The organism is Mesorhizobium carmichaelinearum (assembly GCF_900199455.1).
Taxonomy (GTDB): Bacteria; Pseudomonadota; Alphaproteobacteria; order Rhizobiales; family Rhizobiaceae; genus Mesorhizobium; species Mesorhizobium carmichaelinearum.
This window is the reverse complement of sequence record NZ_FZQR01000004.1, coordinates 145645-164013: the sequence shown is the minus strand read 5'-3', so window position 1 is coordinate 164013 and position 18369 is coordinate 145645. Positions and strand designations below refer to the sequence as shown.

Annotated in this window: 22 protein-coding genes; 15 read left to right on the top strand and 7 right to left on the bottom strand. The window is 61.9% G+C overall.

Going from position 1 to position 18369, the window contains the following annotated elements:
* Positions 1–84: 84 nt before the first annotated feature.
* The 3 genes from CKW40_RS45750 (at position 85) to CKW40_RS10620 (ending at position 1506) form a co-directional block, all read left to right on the top strand.
* The gene (locus CKW40_RS45750; protein ID WP_369333055.1) at positions 85–339 is read left to right on the top strand and encodes a Rap1a/Tai family immunity protein; all 255 of its coding nucleotides are present in this window, start codon (positions 85–87) and stop codon (positions 337–339) included.
* Between the two features lie 28 nt (positions 340–367).
* A complete protein-coding gene (locus tag CKW40_RS10625; protein WP_095199879.1) occupies positions 368–844 on the top strand; it encodes a pyridoxamine 5'-phosphate oxidase family protein in 477 nt (158 codons plus the stop codon).
* Between the two features lie 365 nt (positions 845–1209).
* Positions 1210–1506: an adenylate cyclase gene (locus tag CKW40_RS10620; protein WP_095199878.1), complete on the top strand. Its 297-nt coding sequence runs from the start codon at positions 1210–1212 to the stop codon at positions 1504–1506.
* Positions 1507–1576: 70 nt separating this feature from the next.
* Here CKW40_RS10620 and CKW40_RS10615 read toward each other — a convergent pair whose 3' ends face one another.
* Positions 1577–2200 (bottom strand): hypothetical protein, encoded by a 624-nt coding sequence (locus CKW40_RS10615; RefSeq protein WP_095199877.1) that lies wholly within the window; start codon positions 2198–2200, stop codon positions 1577–1579.
* A gap of 963 nt (positions 2201–3163) precedes the next feature.
* On the opposite strand from CKW40_RS10615, the gene CKW40_RS43705 reads away from it, so the two are divergent.
* From CKW40_RS43705 to CKW40_RS10600, 4 genes are all read left to right on the top strand, one after another.
* Positions 3164–3331 carry a hypothetical protein gene (locus CKW40_RS43705; RefSeq protein ID WP_179297912.1) on the top strand — a complete coding sequence of 56 codons (168 nt, stop codon included), beginning with the start codon at positions 3164–3166 and terminating at the stop codon, positions 3329–3331.
* A gap of 74 nt (positions 3332–3405) precedes the next feature.
* Positions 3406–3699 (top strand): hypothetical protein, encoded by a 294-nt coding sequence (locus tag CKW40_RS10610; protein ID WP_143748269.1) that lies wholly within the window; start codon positions 3406–3408, stop codon positions 3697–3699.
* A 157-nt stretch (positions 3700–3856) separates the two neighbouring features.
* Complete coding sequence (locus tag CKW40_RS10605; RefSeq protein WP_095200271.1) at positions 3857–4150, top strand: hypothetical protein; 294 nt, start codon at positions 3857–3859, stop codon at positions 4148–4150.
* A 140-nt stretch (positions 4151–4290) separates the two neighbouring features.
* Positions 4291–4722 (top strand): cupin domain-containing protein, encoded by a 432-nt coding sequence (locus tag CKW40_RS10600; protein WP_095199875.1) that lies wholly within the window; start codon positions 4291–4293, stop codon positions 4720–4722.
* A 100-nt stretch (positions 4723–4822) separates the two neighbouring features.
* Here the strand turns inward: CKW40_RS10600 and CKW40_RS10595 are convergent, their stop codons facing one another.
* Positions 4823–5278: a carboxymuconolactone decarboxylase family protein gene (locus tag CKW40_RS10595; protein ID WP_095200270.1), complete on the bottom strand. Its 456-nt coding sequence runs from the start codon at positions 5276–5278 to the stop codon at positions 4823–4825.
* Between the two features lie 262 nt (positions 5279–5540).
* Between CKW40_RS10595 and CKW40_RS10590 the strand changes: the two genes are divergently transcribed.
* The 3 genes from CKW40_RS10590 (at position 5541) to CKW40_RS10580 (ending at position 7343) form a co-directional block, all read left to right on the top strand.
* On the top strand, positions 5541–6299 hold the full coding sequence (locus tag CKW40_RS10590; RefSeq protein ID WP_439330975.1) for a copper homeostasis protein CutC: 759 nt from the start codon (positions 5541–5543) through the stop codon (positions 6297–6299).
* Positions 6296–6784: a GNAT family N-acetyltransferase gene (locus tag CKW40_RS10585; RefSeq protein ID WP_095199873.1), complete on the top strand. Its 489-nt coding sequence runs from the start codon at positions 6296–6298 to the stop codon at positions 6782–6784. The genes CKW40_RS10590 and CKW40_RS10585 overlap by 4 nt, the downstream gene beginning before the upstream one ends.
* A gap of 61 nt (positions 6785–6845) precedes the next feature.
* Positions 6846–7343, top strand: coding sequence for an SRPBCC family protein (locus CKW40_RS10580; protein ID WP_095199872.1), 498 nt, complete (start codon positions 6846–6848; stop codon positions 7341–7343).
* A gap of 1 nt (position 7344) precedes the next feature.
* On the opposite strand, the gene CKW40_RS10575 is transcribed toward CKW40_RS10580, so the two are convergent.
* The 4 genes from CKW40_RS10575 to CKW40_RS10560 form a co-directional block, all read right to left on the bottom strand.
* A complete protein-coding gene (locus CKW40_RS10575) occupies positions 7345–8367 on the bottom strand; it encodes an acyltransferase family protein (protein WP_095199871.1) in 1023 nt (340 codons plus the stop codon).
* A gap of 278 nt (positions 8368–8645) precedes the next feature.
* Complete coding sequence (locus CKW40_RS10570; protein ID WP_095199870.1) at positions 8646–9443, bottom strand: FAD binding domain-containing protein; 798 nt, start codon at positions 9441–9443, stop codon at positions 8646–8648.
* A 107-nt stretch (positions 9444–9550) separates the two neighbouring features.
* Complete coding sequence (locus CKW40_RS10565) at positions 9551–11899, bottom strand: xanthine dehydrogenase family protein molybdopterin-binding subunit (RefSeq protein ID WP_095199869.1); 2349 nt, start codon at positions 11897–11899, stop codon at positions 9551–9553.
* Positions 11900–12005: 106 nt separating this feature from the next.
* The gene (locus tag CKW40_RS10560; RefSeq protein WP_095200269.1) at positions 12006–12509 is read right to left on the bottom strand and encodes a (2Fe-2S)-binding protein; all 504 of its coding nucleotides are present in this window, start codon (positions 12507–12509) and stop codon (positions 12006–12008) included.
* Positions 12510–12822: 313 nt separating this feature from the next.
* Between CKW40_RS10560 and CKW40_RS10555 the strand changes: the two genes are divergently transcribed.
* The 3 genes from CKW40_RS10555 (at position 12823) to CKW40_RS42845 (ending at position 15972) form a co-directional block, all read left to right on the top strand.
* Positions 12823–13959 carry an FIST signal transduction protein gene (locus tag CKW40_RS10555; RefSeq protein ID WP_095199868.1) on the top strand — a complete coding sequence of 379 codons (1137 nt, stop codon included), beginning with the start codon at positions 12823–12825 and terminating at the stop codon, positions 13957–13959.
* A gap of 20 nt (positions 13960–13979) precedes the next feature.
* A complete protein-coding gene (locus CKW40_RS10550) occupies positions 13980–15320 on the top strand; it encodes a hybrid sensor histidine kinase/response regulator (protein ID WP_095199867.1) in 1341 nt (446 codons plus the stop codon).
* A gap of 133 nt (positions 15321–15453) precedes the next feature.
* Entirely contained in the window at positions 15454–15972 is a 519-nt protein-coding gene (locus CKW40_RS42845) for a hypothetical protein (protein ID WP_143748268.1), read from the top strand.
* Between the two features lie 124 nt (positions 15973–16096).
* Here the strand turns inward: CKW40_RS42845 and CKW40_RS10545 are convergent, their stop codons facing one another.
* On the bottom strand, positions 16097–16780 hold the full coding sequence (locus CKW40_RS10545) for a response regulator (RefSeq protein ID WP_095199866.1): 684 nt from the start codon (positions 16778–16780) through the stop codon (positions 16097–16099).
* 225 nt (positions 16781–17005) lie between these two features.
* On the opposite strand from CKW40_RS10545, the gene CKW40_RS10540 reads away from it, so the two are divergent.
* Together CKW40_RS10540 and maiA are read left to right on the top strand one after the other, a co-directional pair.
* Positions 17006–17704, top strand: a complete 699-nt coding sequence (locus CKW40_RS10540; protein WP_095200268.1) for a fumarylacetoacetate hydrolase family protein — start codon at positions 17006–17008, stop codon at positions 17702–17704.
* A gap of 11 nt (positions 17705–17715) precedes the next feature.
* Positions 17716–18366, top strand: coding sequence for a maleylacetoacetate isomerase (gene maiA, locus CKW40_RS10535; RefSeq protein ID WP_095199865.1), 651 nt, complete (start codon positions 17716–17718; stop codon positions 18364–18366).
* Positions 18367–18369 lie beyond the last annotated feature (3 nt).

The window sequence follows — 18369 nt, the reverse complement described above, 5'->3', positions numbered from 1 at the left end:
GCGGTAACCAACTGCACGACTTATGCACTTCCTCGCCTCGGTTTGCGCAGGGCTACGTCATCGGCTGACTTAACCGATCTGAATGTGGGTGTGATTGATCAAGCGACGGGACAGCCTGTCGTGCCGAAGAAATTCATTTGCATCCCCGATGGCGTGGTAGCTCAACAAGCCACGGACATCGCTTGTAAGTACCTTGAGGATCACCCTGAAACGAGGCAGTCGCCAGCACCGATTCTCGTCTATCAAGCCTGCTCGCAGCATGGCGGTACCCCCAGCCGTAAGAAGCCCGCCACCGAAGCAGCGGGCGCACAGCTAGTACGGTTAGGGTGCCGATGTTAGGGTCGCGGCCATTCGCAGGACGTGTAAAATGCACGGGGACGAGCGACGGCAACTTGTTCGCAATTTTCTGGCTAGGCATAAACTCGGGGCTATCAGCACCGTAAATCCGGATGGGTCTCCAGAGGCAGCCGTCATACAGGTGACGTTGGGCGAGGATCTCAACATCGTGTTCGACAGTTTTCCTGGAAGTCGGAAGCTGGCAAATATCGAACGAGACAGCCGGATCGCCATGGTGATCGGTTGGGACGAAAACGTCACCGTTCAAATTGAAGGCCGGGCCCGGCCTGCCAAGGCTGACGAAGAACAGCGGTTGAGGGATGTTCACATAGCTAACTGTCCGCTTGAAGCGGAGTTTCTGAAGCAAGGGGCACAACTATTCACGATTCTGCCCCGTTGGATTCGCTACTCTGATTTCCGGGGCGAACCAATCGTGTTTGAGCTTACCGGCGGCGACTTGCAGGTTTGGGGAATGATCCGGCTACAGTCAGAAAGCCCGCCACCGTGAGGCAGCAGCCTAGCGGTCACGTCTTGTCGCCGTTAGGATTTGGTACCGGCGCCTCTCGCACGTCTCGCGGTGGCGGATCGATATGCTTAGGCTCCGGGGCTGCTTCGTCATCGACAGGCGTCTTGTTCGGGTCGGGCGCCGGCCGTGGCTCTTTGGCTTGATTTGGCATCGGTTCCTCCGTCACCTGAAACCAAATAGCCGTTCTCTTTGTTCCGATGTCCCCAACTTAAAGGCCCGCCACCGAAGCAGCAGGGCCCCCGGAAGCGATTCTCGGGATGAATGGTGGTCCGAAAAGCGTTTGTACTTCATGCCGGGTGCTCGCAAATCCGAGCGCCCTCCTGAAACGCATGCTCTAGGAGAAAACCATGAAACGTCTTCTCGCGCTGATGGCGGCTACCTTGTTCGCAGCATCCGCCGGCACGGCCTTGGCCGGCAATGTCCACACCGTAACAGGCGCGCCGGGTCAGCCCAGCCAAACGATCGGAACCGCTGACACAGGAAACGCCACGCCTGGCCATGCCAGCTCTGCTCCAGGCTCAGCCTTCAACCCGGGTGGAGTTGCTGACGGAAAATACGCAGGCACCCAGCCGCAGAATTCAAACAATCCAAAGAGCGTTTCTCAATACGACGTGGCCGGATTCCAGCAGTCCCACAACCATTAGAAGTGACGGCCCGCCACCGTGAGGCGGCGGGCCATATTCGTCACGGGTGACGAATTTCAGATGCCAGATATCACAAGCACTTCCTGCGATGCCATGTCGTCGAGCCACATGACGCGTTCGCCGTAGATATCCGGGCACGGCTCGGCATCCCCGCCGTCCTCGTCATCGCAGTTATCGAGCTCCAGATCGCACGAGTCGCCGGGCGGGAGGTTGGGAGCGGTGGCGGACAGGAATGACTGCCCGCCGCGGTGTCCCCAGCCCAGCGAAGGCTCATCGTCGGCCGGATCCTCGAGATCGCACCGACCTCCATCATGTCCAGCGCCGTGATGAGCGACATGGCGCGGTCCAGAAGGTCGTTCAGGCGCTTCTCGACCGACTGGCGCCACTCGCGCGGATTCATCCCCTTCGGCATCCCGAGCGGCTTCAGCTTCCTGACTGGGCCGTCATAGGCGCACCCCTTTCGGCTCACAGCGACCATGAACCGTTGCGGGTTGTCCCCCACGCCATTGCCAATCCAGCAATCCGTTGCTAGCGGGTCGAGGTCGCGAGCGGCGCGGGCGAATTCGCGAGCCTGAAAGTCCAGCCGTTCGCGCGGGCTGCCGATGTTCTCAAACTCTATCGGGTGAGGTCTGGAGCCGGCGGCATAGATGTGCGCTTTCCATGCGTCGCCGATATCTGCATTCCATTCGTTCATGGCAGCGGAAAGCTCCCTGGCAAGGCGCCTGACACGTAGCGGTGCGTGTTCCGGCGGTTCAGTAGCGGGAAGGATCGAAACTGCTCCCGCCGCCCCGGTTGCGGCTCCTATGGCCGGCAGAGAGGCGAAGGCGCCAGTGCGGTTTCTCGAACACGCTGACGATGTAGCTCGTGGCCGGTTTGTCAGTCATCAGCGATGCCATTCGTTCGCATGTTTCGCCTATATTAGCAGTAGCTCATATCTTTGCACGCGGCGCCTAGAGCGGAGTCCCAAATGGGCGGCTATAAGGCCTGGCATGATGCTATTCACGACCATGAGGTCGAATGTTTTGCTTCGGAGAACGGTTTGACAGCGGACCTGGTCTGGGAGTTGATCCTGAAACACGGCAACAGCCGCAAGGCAGTGATCAAAGCTGCGCAGGGTTTAAAACGTGATGGCAGGCAACACGGCCGATCAGCACCCTACCCCCCCTGTGGAGCCGACGCCGCCTGTGACGATGAGCGTGGGCCGACGAAAGCAATAGCCGGCTTGCCCCGAAGGAACCCCCAAGTCGACTAGGCCCGGCGTCCTATTCACATCCCAATCTGTAGGTGCCGGGCCGCTCTCACTGCTGAGAATGGAAACCCGCCGGGCGAAGACCCCAACCACCTCAAGCCCGGCGAGCCTACTACCTGATCAGGTACGCGATCAGGACCGGGATCAACCGGCACACTGTCCGACGCAAGAGCAATGCCAGAATGCCCGTCCCAAAATGGGACGATACCGGGGGAAAACGCCCGCGCGGGGTTATGATGCAGACCTGCTAATATTACGGTCGCGCTGGTCGGCTCGCCGCGGATGAGTCGGCCAGGCCCGGCGGCCAGTCAATACAACACCCCAACGACGACTGCCGGGCCGCTTCGTTATCTGTAGTCGACGAAATATCGCCTTTGCGCTAAATTGGTTGCAACCAGGGGTGGGGTCATGACCAAGAAGCAGCCAAGGCGTGAAGTTGTCGATGTTCATGAGGCGCCGGTATTTGCATTTGAAAACGGCATCACACTCGACCAGTTGAGGGATCTGATCAGAACACTTGGCAATGATCGCGAGACATTGGTCAGCGCGGTCAGGGTACTTGGGTCTCAGCGCTAGCCGAGAGCTTCAACTAGGAACGCACGGGAAACGATTGCGCGCTGGGGAAAATGTTGGGGGAGGATCTTCAAAAGATGAAACGGCTCGACTTTCGCAATGCGACTGTGTTTGTGGGTGCTGCTCTTTTTTTTCCTCTTTTGGTGGGCAGACCGTTCTTCCCTGCTTGGTTCAAACCCTATGCGCTCCCCTTAGCCTTCCTCATCGCCATAGGAATGTTTGGGATAGTAGCAATTTGGAACAAAGTCTTCACCGGCCAAGCACTTCCTGGGCCGAAAAATGTGACTATAAAGAGATCTCACATTGTCGTGCTAATACTGATATTTGTCATTCCCGCATCAAATTTCCTGCTTCATTTCATTCATGGATAGACCGACGTAGAGCCCCGCCAGCGCGCTTGCCGGCTCACTACAGCGCGCTGGCGCTGCGCCTTGCAACTTGGCTCGCTGCTTCGTGACAGCGCGGCCATTGCGGAGTTGCATCCCAGGATGCGAATCTGCCGATCCGATGTTTCGCGAGGATGCCGCCATGCCTATACGCAAGATTGCGCTCTGCGCTGCAGCGATGACGATTGCTGCTACCAGCTTCGCCAGCGCTCGGCCGGACACGCGCAAGATGACCTGCGCGCAGACCCAGGCGCTGATCCAGAGCCAGCATGCAGCGGTGATGAGCACCGGGCCGAATACCTATGATCGCTACGTCCGCCAATTCGGCAATGAGTGCGACGCGCCTTCCGTGCCGATGGTTGCCTATGTTCCAACCAGTGGCGGTCAATGCATGGTCTATCGATGCGATGAGCCCTCACCCCAAGTTCCGAACTGATCGGCGGATTCGCGACGGGACCTCGCACAGAGCGTCCGCCAGCCTTCAGCAGAGAGACTGAAAGTATCTGCCAGCACCTCTTGGAGTGCTTGCGCGCGCACCGCCGTCGCGCGATAGATGCGTCCGTTCAGGGAGGAATCATGCGCAAAATCCTGGTATCAGCGCTGCTGGCCGCGGCTGCACTTTATGCAAACTGCGCTCTGGCACTCGACAGCAGCAGCACGCCTGTCGTCGTCACCCCGCTGGCATCGCGCACGACCACCGCGTCCGGCCAGCCGATCACGCTGCCACAGAAGAACGTGCAGGTGCTGGTGTCGACCTACGACATCGCGGTGGGCGCGACCTTGCCGGTGCACCGCCACCCCTTCCCGCGCTACGCCTATGTCGAGGCCGGAACGCTGAAGGTCACCAATGTCGAGACCGGCAACAGCAACATCTACAAGACAGGCGATTTCATCATCGAAATGATCGGGCAATGGCATCAGGCCACCAATACCGGCGATGGCCCGGTCAAGCTCCTGGTCATCGACCAGGTCGAGGAAGGCGCCAAGAACACCGAATTGCGCCAGTAGCCAATTGGGCGACACTCGCGCCTAGGAGGCGGGAGGCCGTGTGTCGCCCCCGCCTTCGCGTTCGAGCAATCGCCCTGCCCCAAAACGCAAAACCCAGCGCTCAGCCCCAGGCGCCGACCATCTGCCGCGTCGTCGCGTTCAGCCGGTTGAAGGCGTTGATCACGGCGATCTGGATGACCAAAGCGGCAAGCGCCTTTTCGTCATAGTGCCGGGCGGCTTCGTCCCAGACATCGTCCGGCACGGCGTCGGGACGGTCGGCGAGCCTGGTGCCGGCCTCGGCCAAAGCCAGGGCAGCCCGCTCGGCATCGGTGAAGTACGGCGTCTCGCGCCATGCGGCGAGAGCGACGATGCGCTCGTCCTTCTCGCCGGCCTTCTTCAGTTCGCGCGCGTGCATGTCGACGCAGAGGCTGCAGGCATTGATCTGGCTCGCCCGCAGATGGATCAGCTTGCGCGTCACATAGGGCACATCAGCCGCCTCCGTCGACTTGTCCAGCGCCAGCAGCGCCTGCAGGGCGCCTGGGATGAGCATCACCGGGTTCTTGATTCTAGCTTGCATGATCTTTTCTCCTTTTGAGACGTGTTTAGCCGAGCCCGGACGCAGCGCATCCAGGTTTGGTTCGATGGAATTTTCGGCTGCCGTCGCGTCGCCAACGGCCAATATATAACCAATAGGCTATGGGTTAACTCATAACTCTGTGGTTATAAGACTGTCAAGCCGGGAAATGTCGTCTGGTCCAAATGGCGGTGCGCCGTTCACGCTTTCGCGCCAGCCGCCCCGGTGCTAGGGCTTTGCGCAACATCATGGACTGGATGACCCCTTGACCACACAAACCCGCCCGCCGCTGATCGAAATCTGTGTCGAAGGCATCGATGGCCTGCTCGCCGCGCAGGCCGCCGGCGCCGACCGGGTCGAACTATGCGCCAGCCTGGTCGAAGGCGGCATCACGCCGAGCCTCGGCACAGTGCGCGCTGCGCTCGACCAGGCGACCGTGCCGTTTCATGTCATGGTGCGGCCGCGCGGCGGCGATTTTCTCTACAGCGAGACCGAGTACCGCTCGATGCTTGCCGATGTCGCAGCACTCCGCGAGTTCGGCGTGCCCGGCGTCGTGTTCGGCTGCCTGAGCGCCGACGGCACGATCGACGAAAAGCGCATGGGCGAACTGACTGAGGCCGCCGGCCCCCTGAATGTCACCTGCCACCGCGCCTTCGACATGACGCGCGATCCGGCCGAGGCGCTGGAAGCGCTGATCCGCTGCAAGGTCGGCCGCGTGCTGACCAGCGGCCAGCGCGACACCGCGGTCGAAGGCCTGCCATTGCTGGAGGATCTGGTGCGGCAGGCCGGCGACCGCATCGTCATCCTCGGTTGCGGCGGGCTCGATCTCGGCAACATCGCCGAGGTGCGCCAAAAGACCGGGCTGGCCGAAATGCATTTCGCAGCGCTGAAGGACGTGCCGAGCGCCATGCGCTATCGCAATCCCAAGGTCGGCATGGGCGGCTCCGACCTCGACCGCGAATACCGCAACACATTGACCGACACACCGCTTGTGGCGGCAACGATCGCGGCGGCCAAGACATGACCTCTGAGATAGACCGCATAGCGCAGACCGACGAAGCGGACATACTGGCGCTCAACAACGAACATGCCGCCGAACTGTCCTGGCTTGAAGCCGAGCGGCTGTCGTTCCTGCTCGGTGAGGCTTTTTACGCGCGGCGCATTGGCGATCTCGAAGCCTTCATCATGACCTTCGACCAGGAGGCCAACTACGACAGCCCGAATTTCCTTTGGTTTTGCGAACGCTACGAACGCTTCATCTATGTCGACCGCGTCGTCGTGGCAGCGCACGCAAGGGGCCGCGGCCATGCGCGCCGGCTCTATCAGGACCTGTTCGAACATGCAGAGCGCGCCGGCCACACGCTGGTCACCTGCGAGGTCAACGCCGATCCGCCCAACCTCGCCTCGGATGCCTTCCACGCCGCGCTGGGCTTCACTGAGGTCGGCGACGCGGTGATCCACGGCGGCAAGAAAGCGGTGCGCTATTACGTCAAGCAGATCGTCGCCTGATTGCTGGCCACACAAAGAAGACACTCCTAATATAAGCGTTCCACCAAATGGAGGAACCGCGATGCCAAGCAACGTCTTCCGCTTCGACGAAAGCTGGGACATTCCCGAGGGCACGCCTCGGCAAGTGTGGGATGTGCTCTCCGATGCCGAATTGCTGCCGCTGTGGTGGGGTGATGTCTACAAGGAAGTGGTGCCGATCAATGGCAAGGGCAAGCGATCGGTCGGCTCACGGGCAAGGGCACGGGCGCGCGGCGCCCTGCCCTATGAACTGAACTTCATCATCGAGGCCGCCGAACTCGAGCCTGGCCGGCTGGTCGTCGTGAAAACCTTTGGCGACTTCGACGGGCTGTGGCGGGCCGAACTGTCGCCGTCGGGCAGCGGCACCCATGTCCAACTGACCTGGCAGGTCACGGTCGAGCGGCCGATCCTCAAATTCCTGGCACCACTGCTGCGGCCGGCCTTCGCCTGGAACCATCGCTGGACAACGCCGCGCGGCGAAGCCGGCCTGCGGCGCTATCTCAGGCTCGCAACAACAGTGTCTCGGCGCGATGAGGCCTGAATCACCAGTTGCGGTTCAACCATTCACGCGCCGGCCGCTCGATGAGGTAGTAGCTGCACAGCGCGCAGGCAAACACCGCGGCCAGCATCGGCCATGGGCTGATGCCTTGCTCATAGACGAATTTGTAGAACGGCTGCTGCCACAGATAGAGCGAGTATGACCACAGGCCCAACGTCGCCATTGGCCAGGACGACAGCAGATTGGAAAAGATTGGCATGCTGAAATCGAGCGCGTTGACGGCCAGCGCCAGCAGCGGCACTGCCAGAAGATAGTGGATCGGCGTCGGCACCGGGTCGATGAACAACAGAACCGCAACCGCGGCCGCCGCCAGGGCGACATAGGGGCCCTTCAACACCGCCGGCAGCCGGCCTTCGGCCTTGAGCAGACAGATCGAGGCTGACAGCAGGATCGAGGCGATGTGCACATCGGTGCGCCAATAGGTGGCCTCGTAGTCCAGCTTGAACACCCAGTATGAGATCGCGCCATTGGCCATGGCGAGCAAGGCCAGCGTTAGCAGCAAAGGGATGACGCGGTTGCGGCTGGAGACGAGCGCGCTGATCAACGCCAGGATGATGTAGGCATGCTCCTCGACGCAGAGCGACCAGATATGGTCGAGCGCACCGGCGCGGGTGACGAGAATTCCGGCATAGTTGTAGGTGAATGTCAGTGCCGTGAGCGCCGCCTTCCATTTGAAGGCGATGAACGTGCCGGAGAGCGCAATCATGGCAATGACGACGAACACCAGAAGCGCCGGATAGATGCGCGAGAAGCGGCGTTTGAAGAACTTCTTCAGCGGATAGCGTTCGATGAACAGGATTTCGCCCATCAGCCGGCCGCTGAGCACGAAGAAGAATTCGACGCCGAGCACGCCGAGATTGATTCCGGGCACCGGGAAAAAATGGCCGATCAGCACCAGGGCGATTGACAGGCCGCGCCAGCCGTCGAGATAGGCCAACCTTGTCCGGGCCGATCTGTCGACGACGGATCGGGACGGAACCATCTGGGTCGCGGAAATTTCGGACATGCCGATCCCTTCGCATTGGCATGCGAACGGGCACGGCGGTACGCAGTCCGAACCCGGCTCGCATTCCCGCCCCAACCCATACTGCAGTGCAATATAGGTTTGTGCAAGTGCGAGATTGCCACTGATGCAGTTCCCGAGTGAGTACGGGCCGGAATTGCTTCAGGCAAACGGGATGGTGCGCTGCGCCGATTCCATAGGGAATTGGGCGGCTACCGGCCGCCACAGACGAAAAAGGGCCCGCGAAGGCCCCTTTCCTTGTCCACAACTGCTAACAGGCGTCAGGCGTTGGCTGCCGCCACCGCGCGCTTGGCCATCACCGCGATCAGATTGGCGCGGTAGTCGGCGGAAGCGTGGATGTCGCTCATCAGGTTCTTCGCCGGCACTTTCACGCCATTGAGCGAGCCAGCGTCGAAATTCTTGGCAAGCGCTGCCTCGATCTCCTTCGAGCGGAAGACACCGTCATCGCCGGCGCCGGTGACGGCGACGCTGACGCCATCCTTGCCCTTGGCCACGAACACGCCGACGATCGCGTAGCGCGAGGCCGGGTTGCGGAATTTTTCGTAGGCCGCCTTTGCCGGCGCCGTGAAGGTAATCGCCGTGATGATCTCGCCATCCTTCAATGCCGTTTCGAACAGCCCCTTGAAAAACTTGTCGGCCGATATCTCGCGCTTGTTGGTGACGATGGTGGCGCCCAGTGCCAGAAGTGCGGCCGGATAGTCCGCCGCCGGATCGTTGTTGGCGATCGAGCCGCCGATCGTGCCCTTGTGGCGCACCGCCGGATCACCGATCAGCGACGCCAGATGGGCAAGCGCCGGACAGGCTTTGCGCAGCTTCTCGTCATTGGAGACGTCGAAATGGGTGGTGGCCGCGCCGATGGTGACAGTCTTTCCCGACACCTTGATGCCCTGCAGATCCTTGATGCGTGACAAATCGACGAGATCGGAAGGGGCCGCCAGGCGCGTCTTCATGGCGGGGATGAGCGTCATGCCGCCGGAGAGCAGCTTGGCGTCGCCGCTCTTCACGAGTTTGGCGGCGTCAGCGACCGAGGCGGCACGGTGGTAGTTGACTGCGTACATGGGATCCTCCCCTGAAGTGGTTAGGCAGTAGTCAGTAGTGAGTAGTGAATGGGCGTTGGCCGGAAGTGACACTGTTCCCTATTCGCTACTCACTACCCCCTACTCACTCATTTCGTCGCGGCGCGGATTGCCGCCCAGACGGTGGACGGCGAAGCCGGCATGGCGATATCAGCGACGCCGATGGCGTCGGTGATGGCGTTGATGACGGCCGGCGGCGAACCGATGGCGCCGGCCTCGCCGCAGCCCTTGATCCCCAACGGATTGCCAGGACATGGCGTGTTCGAGGTCGAGACCTGGAACGACGGCAGGTCGCCGGCGCGCGGCATGGTGTAATCCATGTAGCTCGCCGTCAGCAGCTGTCCGCTTGCGTCGTAATGGGCGCCTTCCAGCAGCGCCTGGCCGATCCCTTGCGCGATGCCGCCATGCACCTGGCCTTCGACGATCATCGGGTTGATGATGTTGCCGAAATCGTCGGCCGCCACGAACTGGACGATCTCGGTCGTGCCGGTCTCCGGATCGATCTCGACCTCGCAGATGTAGCAGCCCGCCGGGAAGGTGAAGTTCGACGGATCGTAAAAGGCCGTTTCCTTCAGCCCGGGTTCCATCCCTGCCGGCAGATTGTGGGCGGTATAGGCGGCCAGCGCCACCTGGAACCACGGCACGTTCTTGTCGGTACCGGCGACCTTCAGCGCGCCGTTCTCGATGACGATGTCGCCCTCGTCGGCTTCGAGCAGGTGGGCCGCGATCTTCTTGGCCTTGGCTTCGACCTTGTCGAGCGCCTTTGATATCGCCGACATGCCGACCGCGCCCGAGCGCGAACCGTAAGTGCCCATGCCCATCTGCACCTTGTCGGTGTCGCCATGGACGATCGAAACCGAATCGATCGGCACCCCGAAACGCTCATTGACCAGCTGCGCAAAGGTCGTCTCGTGACCCTGGCCATGGCTGTGCGAGCCTGTCAGCACCTCGATCGTGCCGACGGCGTTGACCCGCACTTCCGCCGATTCCCACAAGCCGACGCCGGCGCCGAGCGAGCCGACCGCCGCCGACGGCGCGATGCCACAGGCCTCGATGTAGCAGCTCATGCCGATGCCGCGCAGCAAGCCCTTCTTGGCGGCTGCCGCCTTGCGCTTGGCAAAGCCGGCATAGTCCGATGTCTTCATGGCCGCGTCGAGCGAGGCGCCATAGTCGCCGGCGTCATAGTTCATGATCACCGGGGTCTGGTGCGGGAAGGAGGTGATGAAGTTCTTGCGCCGCAATTCGGCCGGCGAGACACCGAGCTCCCGTGCCGCTGCTTCCATCGTGCGTTCCAGGAGGTAGGTGGCTTCCGGCCGCCCTGCCCCGCGATAGGCATCGACGGGGGCCGTGTTGGTGTAGACGGTGCGGACATTGGCGTGGATGGCCGCAATGTCATACTGGCCCGACAAAAGCGTCGCGTAGAGATAGGTCGGCACGCAGGACGAGAACAGCGACATATAGGCGCCGAGATTGGCGATCGTGTCGACCTTCAGCCCGGTGATCCTGTTGTTCTTGTCGAAGGCCATTTCCACCGTCGAGACATGATCGCGACCATGCGCGTCGGACAGAAAACTTTCGGTGCGGTCGGCGACCCATTTGACCGGCACGCCGGTTTTCTTCGACGCCCACAGGCAGACGATCTCTTCCGGGTAGATATAGATCTTGGACCCGAAGCCGCCGCCGACATCCGGCGCGATGACGCGCAATTTGTTTTCCGGGGCGACATTGTAGAAGGCGCTCATCACCAGCCGCGCGACATGCGGGTTCTGCGATGTCGTCCAGCAGGTGTAATGGTCCTCGGCCTTGTCGTAGTGACCGAGCGCCGCGCGCGGCTCCATGGCGTTCGGCACCAGCCGGTTGTTGACGATCTTCATGCGAGTGACATGCACCGCCGCCTTGATCGCCGCGTCGGTCGCCTTGGCATCGCCGATCTCCCAGTCGAAGATCAGATTGTTCTCGGCCTCGGGATGGATCTGCGGCGCGCCCTTTTCGAGCGCCTTGGTCGCGTCGACAACGGCCTTCAATTCCTTGTAGGTGATCTCGACCGCTTCGGCCGCATCGCGCGCCTGCCCCTTGGTCTCGGCCACGACGATAACGACGGCGTCGCCGACATAGCGCACCTTGTCGAAGGCCAGCGGCGACCATGCGCCCATCTTCATCGGCGAACCGTCCTTGGAATGGATCATCCAGCCGCAGATAAGGTTGCCGATGCCGTCCGCCTTGAGCTCCTTGCCGGTCAGCACGCCGATGACGCCGGGCATGGCTTGAGCCTTCTTGACGTCGATCTTCTTGATCTGCGCATGCGCGTGCGGGCTGCGCACGAAGGCCGCATGCTTCATGCCGGGAACCACCATGTCGTCGACATAGCGGCCGGCGCCGGTGATGAACCTTTTGTCTTCCTTGCGCGCGACCCGAGCGCCAACACCTTCAATGCCCATCAGAAATTCCTCCCGAATTGCCGAAATAGTGAGTAGGAAAGCAGTGAGTAGTGAAAGGAGAACGGCAAATTCAGACCGAACTACTCACTACTGACTACTCACTCATTCACGCAGCTTGTTTCGCCTTGGCCCTGGCGGCCCCCTTCGCCATCGTCTTCGATGCGGCGAGGATCGCCTTGACGATGTTGTGGTAGCCGGTGCAGCGGCAGATATTGCCTTCCAGTTCGGCCCGCACCGTCGCCTCGTCGAGGCCTTCGGGATGGCGGTTGATCATGTCGGTTGCCGTCATGATCATGCCAGGCGTGCAGAAGCCGCATTGCAGGCCGTGATGTTCCTTGAAGGCGGCCTGCACGGGATGCAGGTCGGCGCCATTGGCGAGACCTTCGATGGTCACGACGGTCGACCCTGAGGCCTGGACCGCGAGCATCGAGCAGGACTTGACCGCCTTGCCGTCGACGTGGACGACGCAGGCCCCGCATTGCGAGGTGTCGCAGCCGACATGCGTGCCGGTCAGGCCGAGATTCTCGCGCAGGAAGTGAACCAGCAGCGTTCGATCCTCGGCGGCACCACTGACCCGCCTTCCGTTCACCATCAACGAAACGTCCGACATGAATCCTCCCTGGGTATCAACCTTGGTCATCACGCTGCCGACGCGCCGCTGGCACTTCGGCCATGCGTTATTCGTACACCGCACAACGCGCAAAAAACAGCGCGACGGAAAAGACGGATCATTGTACTTTCGGTCATGGCCCAGGGCCAAAGGTGCAGTCCCCTCGCCCCATTGCCAAAACGCCTATTGGAAGCAACAATATCCTTCGACGCCCGCGCGCCAGAAGCCTTTTAAAAACAGCGCATAAAAACAGCGTCGGAGGAAACGCGGGAGAACGCCGCTGACCAGTTCACGGACGCGCTACGCCTGCGGCTTGTCGGCGCTGACCACGGACGAGCCCGACCCGGATGTTTTCGCACGCGCGGTGGCCAGCGAGGCTGCGGCAATCAATGCCGGCTTTGCCCTCGTCTTCTTTTCCCAGAGCCTTGTCGAGGCCGGCGCCCTGTCGCGGGCGCTCACGGCCTACGCGCCGGGGCTGCACCATGCCGGCTGCTCCACCGCCGGCGAGATCACGCCGCAAGGGCTCGAGGAAGGCCATATGCTGGCGATGCTGCTCCCGTCGGCCGCCTTTACCGCGGTCAGCGCCATGGTCGACAATTTGTCCTCGTCGGGCATGGACAGGATCACCGGCGAGGTCGAGGCCTTGCGGCGCACACTGCGCGGCCGGCTCGGCTGCGAGCAGACCAGCAATACCTTCGCGCTCTGCTTCATCGATGGGCTGTCCTATGCCGAGGAAGCGGTCAGTTCAGCTATCCACTGGGGGCTTGACGACATACCATTGCTCGGCGGCTCGGCCGGCGACGATTTGAAATTCGAGACGACGCGCCTGATCTCGAATGGCAGGGTCAGCTCGGACAGCGCCATCATCGTGCTGATCGCCACGGAAATTCCGTTCCACGTCTTCAAGACCGACAATTTCGTTCCGACCGACGAAAAGCTGGTGGTGACGGCGTCCGACGCCGATCACCGCATCGTGCGCGAGTTCAACGCCACCAATGCGGCGGAGGAATATGCCGCCTCCGTCGGCATATTGCCGCAGACGCTGACGCCGCTGAGCTTCGCCTCGCATCCGGTGGTGGTGAAGGTGGGTGGCGAATATTACTGCCGCTCGATCCAGAGGATGCACGCGGATGGCTCGCTGTCGTTCTTCTGCGCCATCGACGACGGTGTCGTGCTGTCGATCGCCCAGCCCAAGGACATGGTGGAATCGACGCGCGCGGCCCTGCGCGAGGTCGAGGAGCGCCTCGGCGGCATCGACCTGATCCTTGGCTTCGACTGCGTGCTGCGCCGGCTCGATGCGCGCAACCGGCAGGTCTTTCGTGACATTTCGGAACTCTACCGGGTCAACAATGTCGTCGGCTTCGGCACCTATGGCGAGCAGTACCGGTCGATGCATTTGAACCAGACCTTCACCGGCATTGCCTTTGGCGAACGGCAAGCGGCGGAATAAGGGGGCCGCGGAATAACAAGATGCCGCTCAAGGACATAAACGATCTCGAAAAACTCAAGAAGATCAACGCCGCCCTGGTCAGCCGCGTCGAGCGGTCGATGGACCAGCAAGGCAATGCCTTCTCGCTGTTCCAGACCGCGATCTCGCTGGAGAACCGCGTGCGCACGCGTACCGAGGAGTTGCATTCGACGCTGCGCCGGCTGGAGCAGTCGAACATCGATCTCAGCGCCGCCAAAGAAAATGCCGAGCTGGCGAACCTCTCCAAGACACGGTTCCTGGCGGCCGCCAGCCATGACGTGCTGCAGCCGCTGAACGCGGCCCACCTCTCCGTCTCGGCGCTCGCCGAGGTGCAGACCAGCGACGAAGGCAGGAAGCTGGTGCGGCAAGTCGAGCGCTCGCTGGAAACGATGGAGGACCTGCTGCGCACGCTGCTCGACATTTCCAAGCTCGACGCCGGCGTGGTGCAGCCCGACATTGGTGACGTCAGCCTGGAGGCGTTGTTCTCATCACTGCGCTCGGATTTCCAGCCGGTCGCGGAAATGAAGCGCCTGTCGCTGAAATTCCGTCCGGTCAATGCCGTGGTCCGCTCCGACCGCACGCTGCTGCGTCGCATCCTGCAGAACATCCTGTCCAACGCGCTCGGCTATACACGCTCGGGTGGCGTGCTTGTCGGCACCAGGCATCGCGGCGACACGATCCGCATCGATGTCGCCGATACAGGCTGCGGCATTCCCGAGGACCAGCGCGAGGCGGTGTTCGAAGAGTTCCATCGCGGCACCTCACCGGCCAGTTCGGAACGTGACGGCAACGGTCTCGGGCTCGGGCTTGCCATCGTGCGCCGCATGGCCGGCGCGCTCGGCCATCCCGTGACCTTCTCGTCGAAGGTCGGGCGCGGTACGATCTTCCACATCGATGTCCCCGTCGGTATCGGCGCGCCCGCCGACGCCATCGCCAGCGCCACCAGCCTCGAGCGGTCGCGCGGCTACGGCCTGTTCGGCACCAAGGTGCTGCTGGTCGAGAACGACATCGAGGTGCTGGAGGCCATGACCTTCCTGCTCGAGCGCTGGCAGTGCCTGGTGCGGTCCGCGACCTCGACCGACGATGCAATGGACCTGCTCGGCGACACCGACTGGGTGCCGGACATCGTCATCGCCGACCAGCATCTCGACGGCGGCGATCTCGGCACCGCCACCATCGCCGAAGTCCGTGACTATCTCGGCCGCGCCGTGCCGGCGCTGATCGTCACCGCCGACAGTTCTGAAGCCGTCGCCAAGGCCGCCCGCGCCGGCGGCATCGAACTGATGCGCAAACCGCTGAAGCCGGCGCAGCTAAGGGCGCTGCTGGCGCATTTGCTGGCTTGATGCTTCCTTCTCCCCGTCGCTATACGGGGAGAAGGTGGCGGCAGCCGGATGAGCGGCGGCGCTGGCGTTTGCTATCCTTCCTCGGCGGAGGGAAAAGAAAATGGTGCACTGTCACCGTAATTCGGTAATTCATATGAAGCAGATCCATTTCTTCGCCCTAAAAGATGATCTTCTCCCTATACTGGAAACTGTGGAGCGTGACATTCCGATAAAATACATCCTTATGGGTCAGTTTCCAAAGATGGAATTTGAAACTTTTAGTAATCGAATGCAAATTCCCGGCCTTGGACGATCAGCCACTGAATCTGCTTCCAGCGGCCGGTCATTTCTTGTCACAGGACAGGATGTTCCGATCGAGGTGAGGCCGATAAAAACGACCTCAGGCATCCGATATGCACTGGATCAGCTTAGCAATCCGGACACGGTAACGCTTTCCCCGGGCGGGCGTTGGGGTGAAGATGTAGTCTTGAATGGTCGCGTGGCAACAGCCTCCGATACGCCGCCCGCGCAAGAGTTAATGAAAATCTTTAACAGAGCATTCAGAAAGCAATTTAGCAGTATTAAAGCATTCTACGTTGGACCCCGGGGCCGCCACTCTATTAGACGCAGGAAAGCGACTAACTGCTGCGGAGCAGTCGCCGCGCGAGTTTGACTTAACGAGAGGGATGCCCGTTCCTTAGTATGCGTTTACGGTGACAGTGCACTTTTTGCGTTCTCCGGCTTGCCATACCTACCGGTCGACATTGCCGCGTCGCCTGGGTCAGCATTGGGGTCCCTCAAAACCCCGCCTGATCCCGAAACAGTTCCGCATTGTCCAGCTTCGAAACCTCGATCACCGCTTGCGTGCGGCTGTACACGTTAAGCTTGCGCAGGATCTCCGAGACATGCGCCTTTACCGTGGTCTCGCCGACCTGCAGCTCGTAGGCGATCTGCTTGTTGAGCAGGCCCTGGCGCAGCATTTGCAGCACGCGCAATTGCTGCGGCGTCAGCTTGGACAGCCGCTGGACCATGTCGGCGCGGTCGATGCTGTCGGCGTCGGCCGGCTGGCCCTCGTAGGTTTCCGGCACATAGATCGCGCCGTCCATCACCGAGCGGATGGCGGCGGCCAGATCGCTCTTGCGTGCCGATTTCGGGATGAAGCCGGCGGCACCATAGGACAGGGCCTCGGAAATGATCCGCGGCTCCTCATAGCCCGACACGATCACCACCGGCAGGCGCGGATAGCGGGTCCTGAGCTGCAGCAGCCCGTCAAAGCCATGAACGTCGGGCATGTTGAGATCGAGCAGCGCCAAATCGAACGGCTTTATCCCGGCCAGCAGATCGAGCGCCTCGGCGATCGAGCGCGCCTCGACCGTATCGACCTCCGGATAGGCCATCTGCACGGCGCTGTGCAGCGCCTCGCGAAACAGCGGATGGTCGTCGATGATCAGGAACCGGGCGCGATCGTTGGATGCTGTCATGTGGCTCGTTCCGGTTTACCGGCCACACCATAGCCCCGCGACCATGGCCGGATTATTGGCAAATAGTCTATCGCCAGTGATAGGCCGCTGCAAAAGTGATGGGAACCCTGAATTCCTTATACAGCCTCGGCAAAGCCCGTGCTTTATGAAATGCGACGCCTTGCCCGGTCCCCGAAATCGGTCGAAGGTGCCGCCAGCAACCCGACATGCAACGCAGAGACCGCCATGACCGCCTTCGTCCTCCCCGTGCCGCCAACGCCTTCCGTCGCCATCAGCGGCTCGGCCGAGCGCTTTGCCGTGCGGCGCATTTTTTGCGTCGGCCGCAACTATGCGGCGCATGCGCGCGAACTGGGCAATGACGAGCGCGATCCGCCCTTCTTCTTCACCAAGCCGGCCGACGCGGTGGTCGATTCCGGCACAGTGATCCCCTACCCGCCGCTGACGGCCAATCTGCACCATGAAATCGAACTGGTTGCCGCGATCGGCAGACCGGGCTTCCGCATTGCGCGTGAGCGGGCGCTGGAGCACGTCTGGGGTTATGGCGTCGGCATCGACCTCACCCGGCGCGATCTCCAGGATGAGGCCAAGAAGGCGGCGCGGCCCTGGGACTGGTCGAAGGCCTTCGACCGTTCCGCCCCGTGCGGCCCGCTGGTCCCGGCACAAAAGACCGGCCACCCGACGAAGGGGCGCATCTGGCTCGCCGTCAACGGCGCGGTGAAACAGGATGCCGACCTCACCGAACTGATCTGGCCGATCGCCGACATCGTCTCGATCTGCAGCGAAGCAGTTGAACTGCAACCGGGCGACCTGATCTTCACCGGCACGCCGGCCGGTGTCGGCGCCGTGAAGTCGGGTGAGACGATGACCGGCGGCGTCGACGGCATCGGCACGATCGAAGTGACGATCGGCCAGCCGCAGCCGTGAACGACATAGCCATGAGCGAACTCATCCTGCACAACTACTATCGCTCCTCCACCTCCTATCGGGCGCGGATCGCGCTGGAGATGAAGGGGCTGAGCTACGACTATGTCCCGCATCATCTGCGCCATGGCGAGCATCTGGAACCGGCCTATCTCGCGGTCAATCCGCAAGGGCTGGTGCCGGCCTTGGTGCTCGACGACGGCACGCTTTTGACGCAGTCGCTGGCGATCATCGAATATCTCGACGAGATCCAGCCGGAACCGCCGCTGCTGCCGAAGGACGCGCTTGGCCGGGCGCGCGTGCGAATGCTGGCGCAGATGATCGCCTGCGACATCCACCCGGTGAACAATCTGCGCGTGCTGACCTCGCTGCGCACCCTGTTCGGCGCCGGCGACCAGGACATCACCAACTGGTTCCGCCACTGGGTGAACGAAGGTTTTCAGCCGCTTGAAAAGATACTCGCGTCCTCGCCTCAGACTGGAACATTCTGCCACGGCGAGGCGCCGGGGCTGGCCGACATCTGCCTGGCGGCGCAAATCACCAGCAACGCCCGCTTCGGCGTCGACCTGACGCCCTACCCGACGATCACGCGCATCAACGCCGCCTGCATGGCGCTGCCGGCGTTCCAGAAAGCAGCGCCGCAGAACCAGATCGATGCGGAGTAAGGC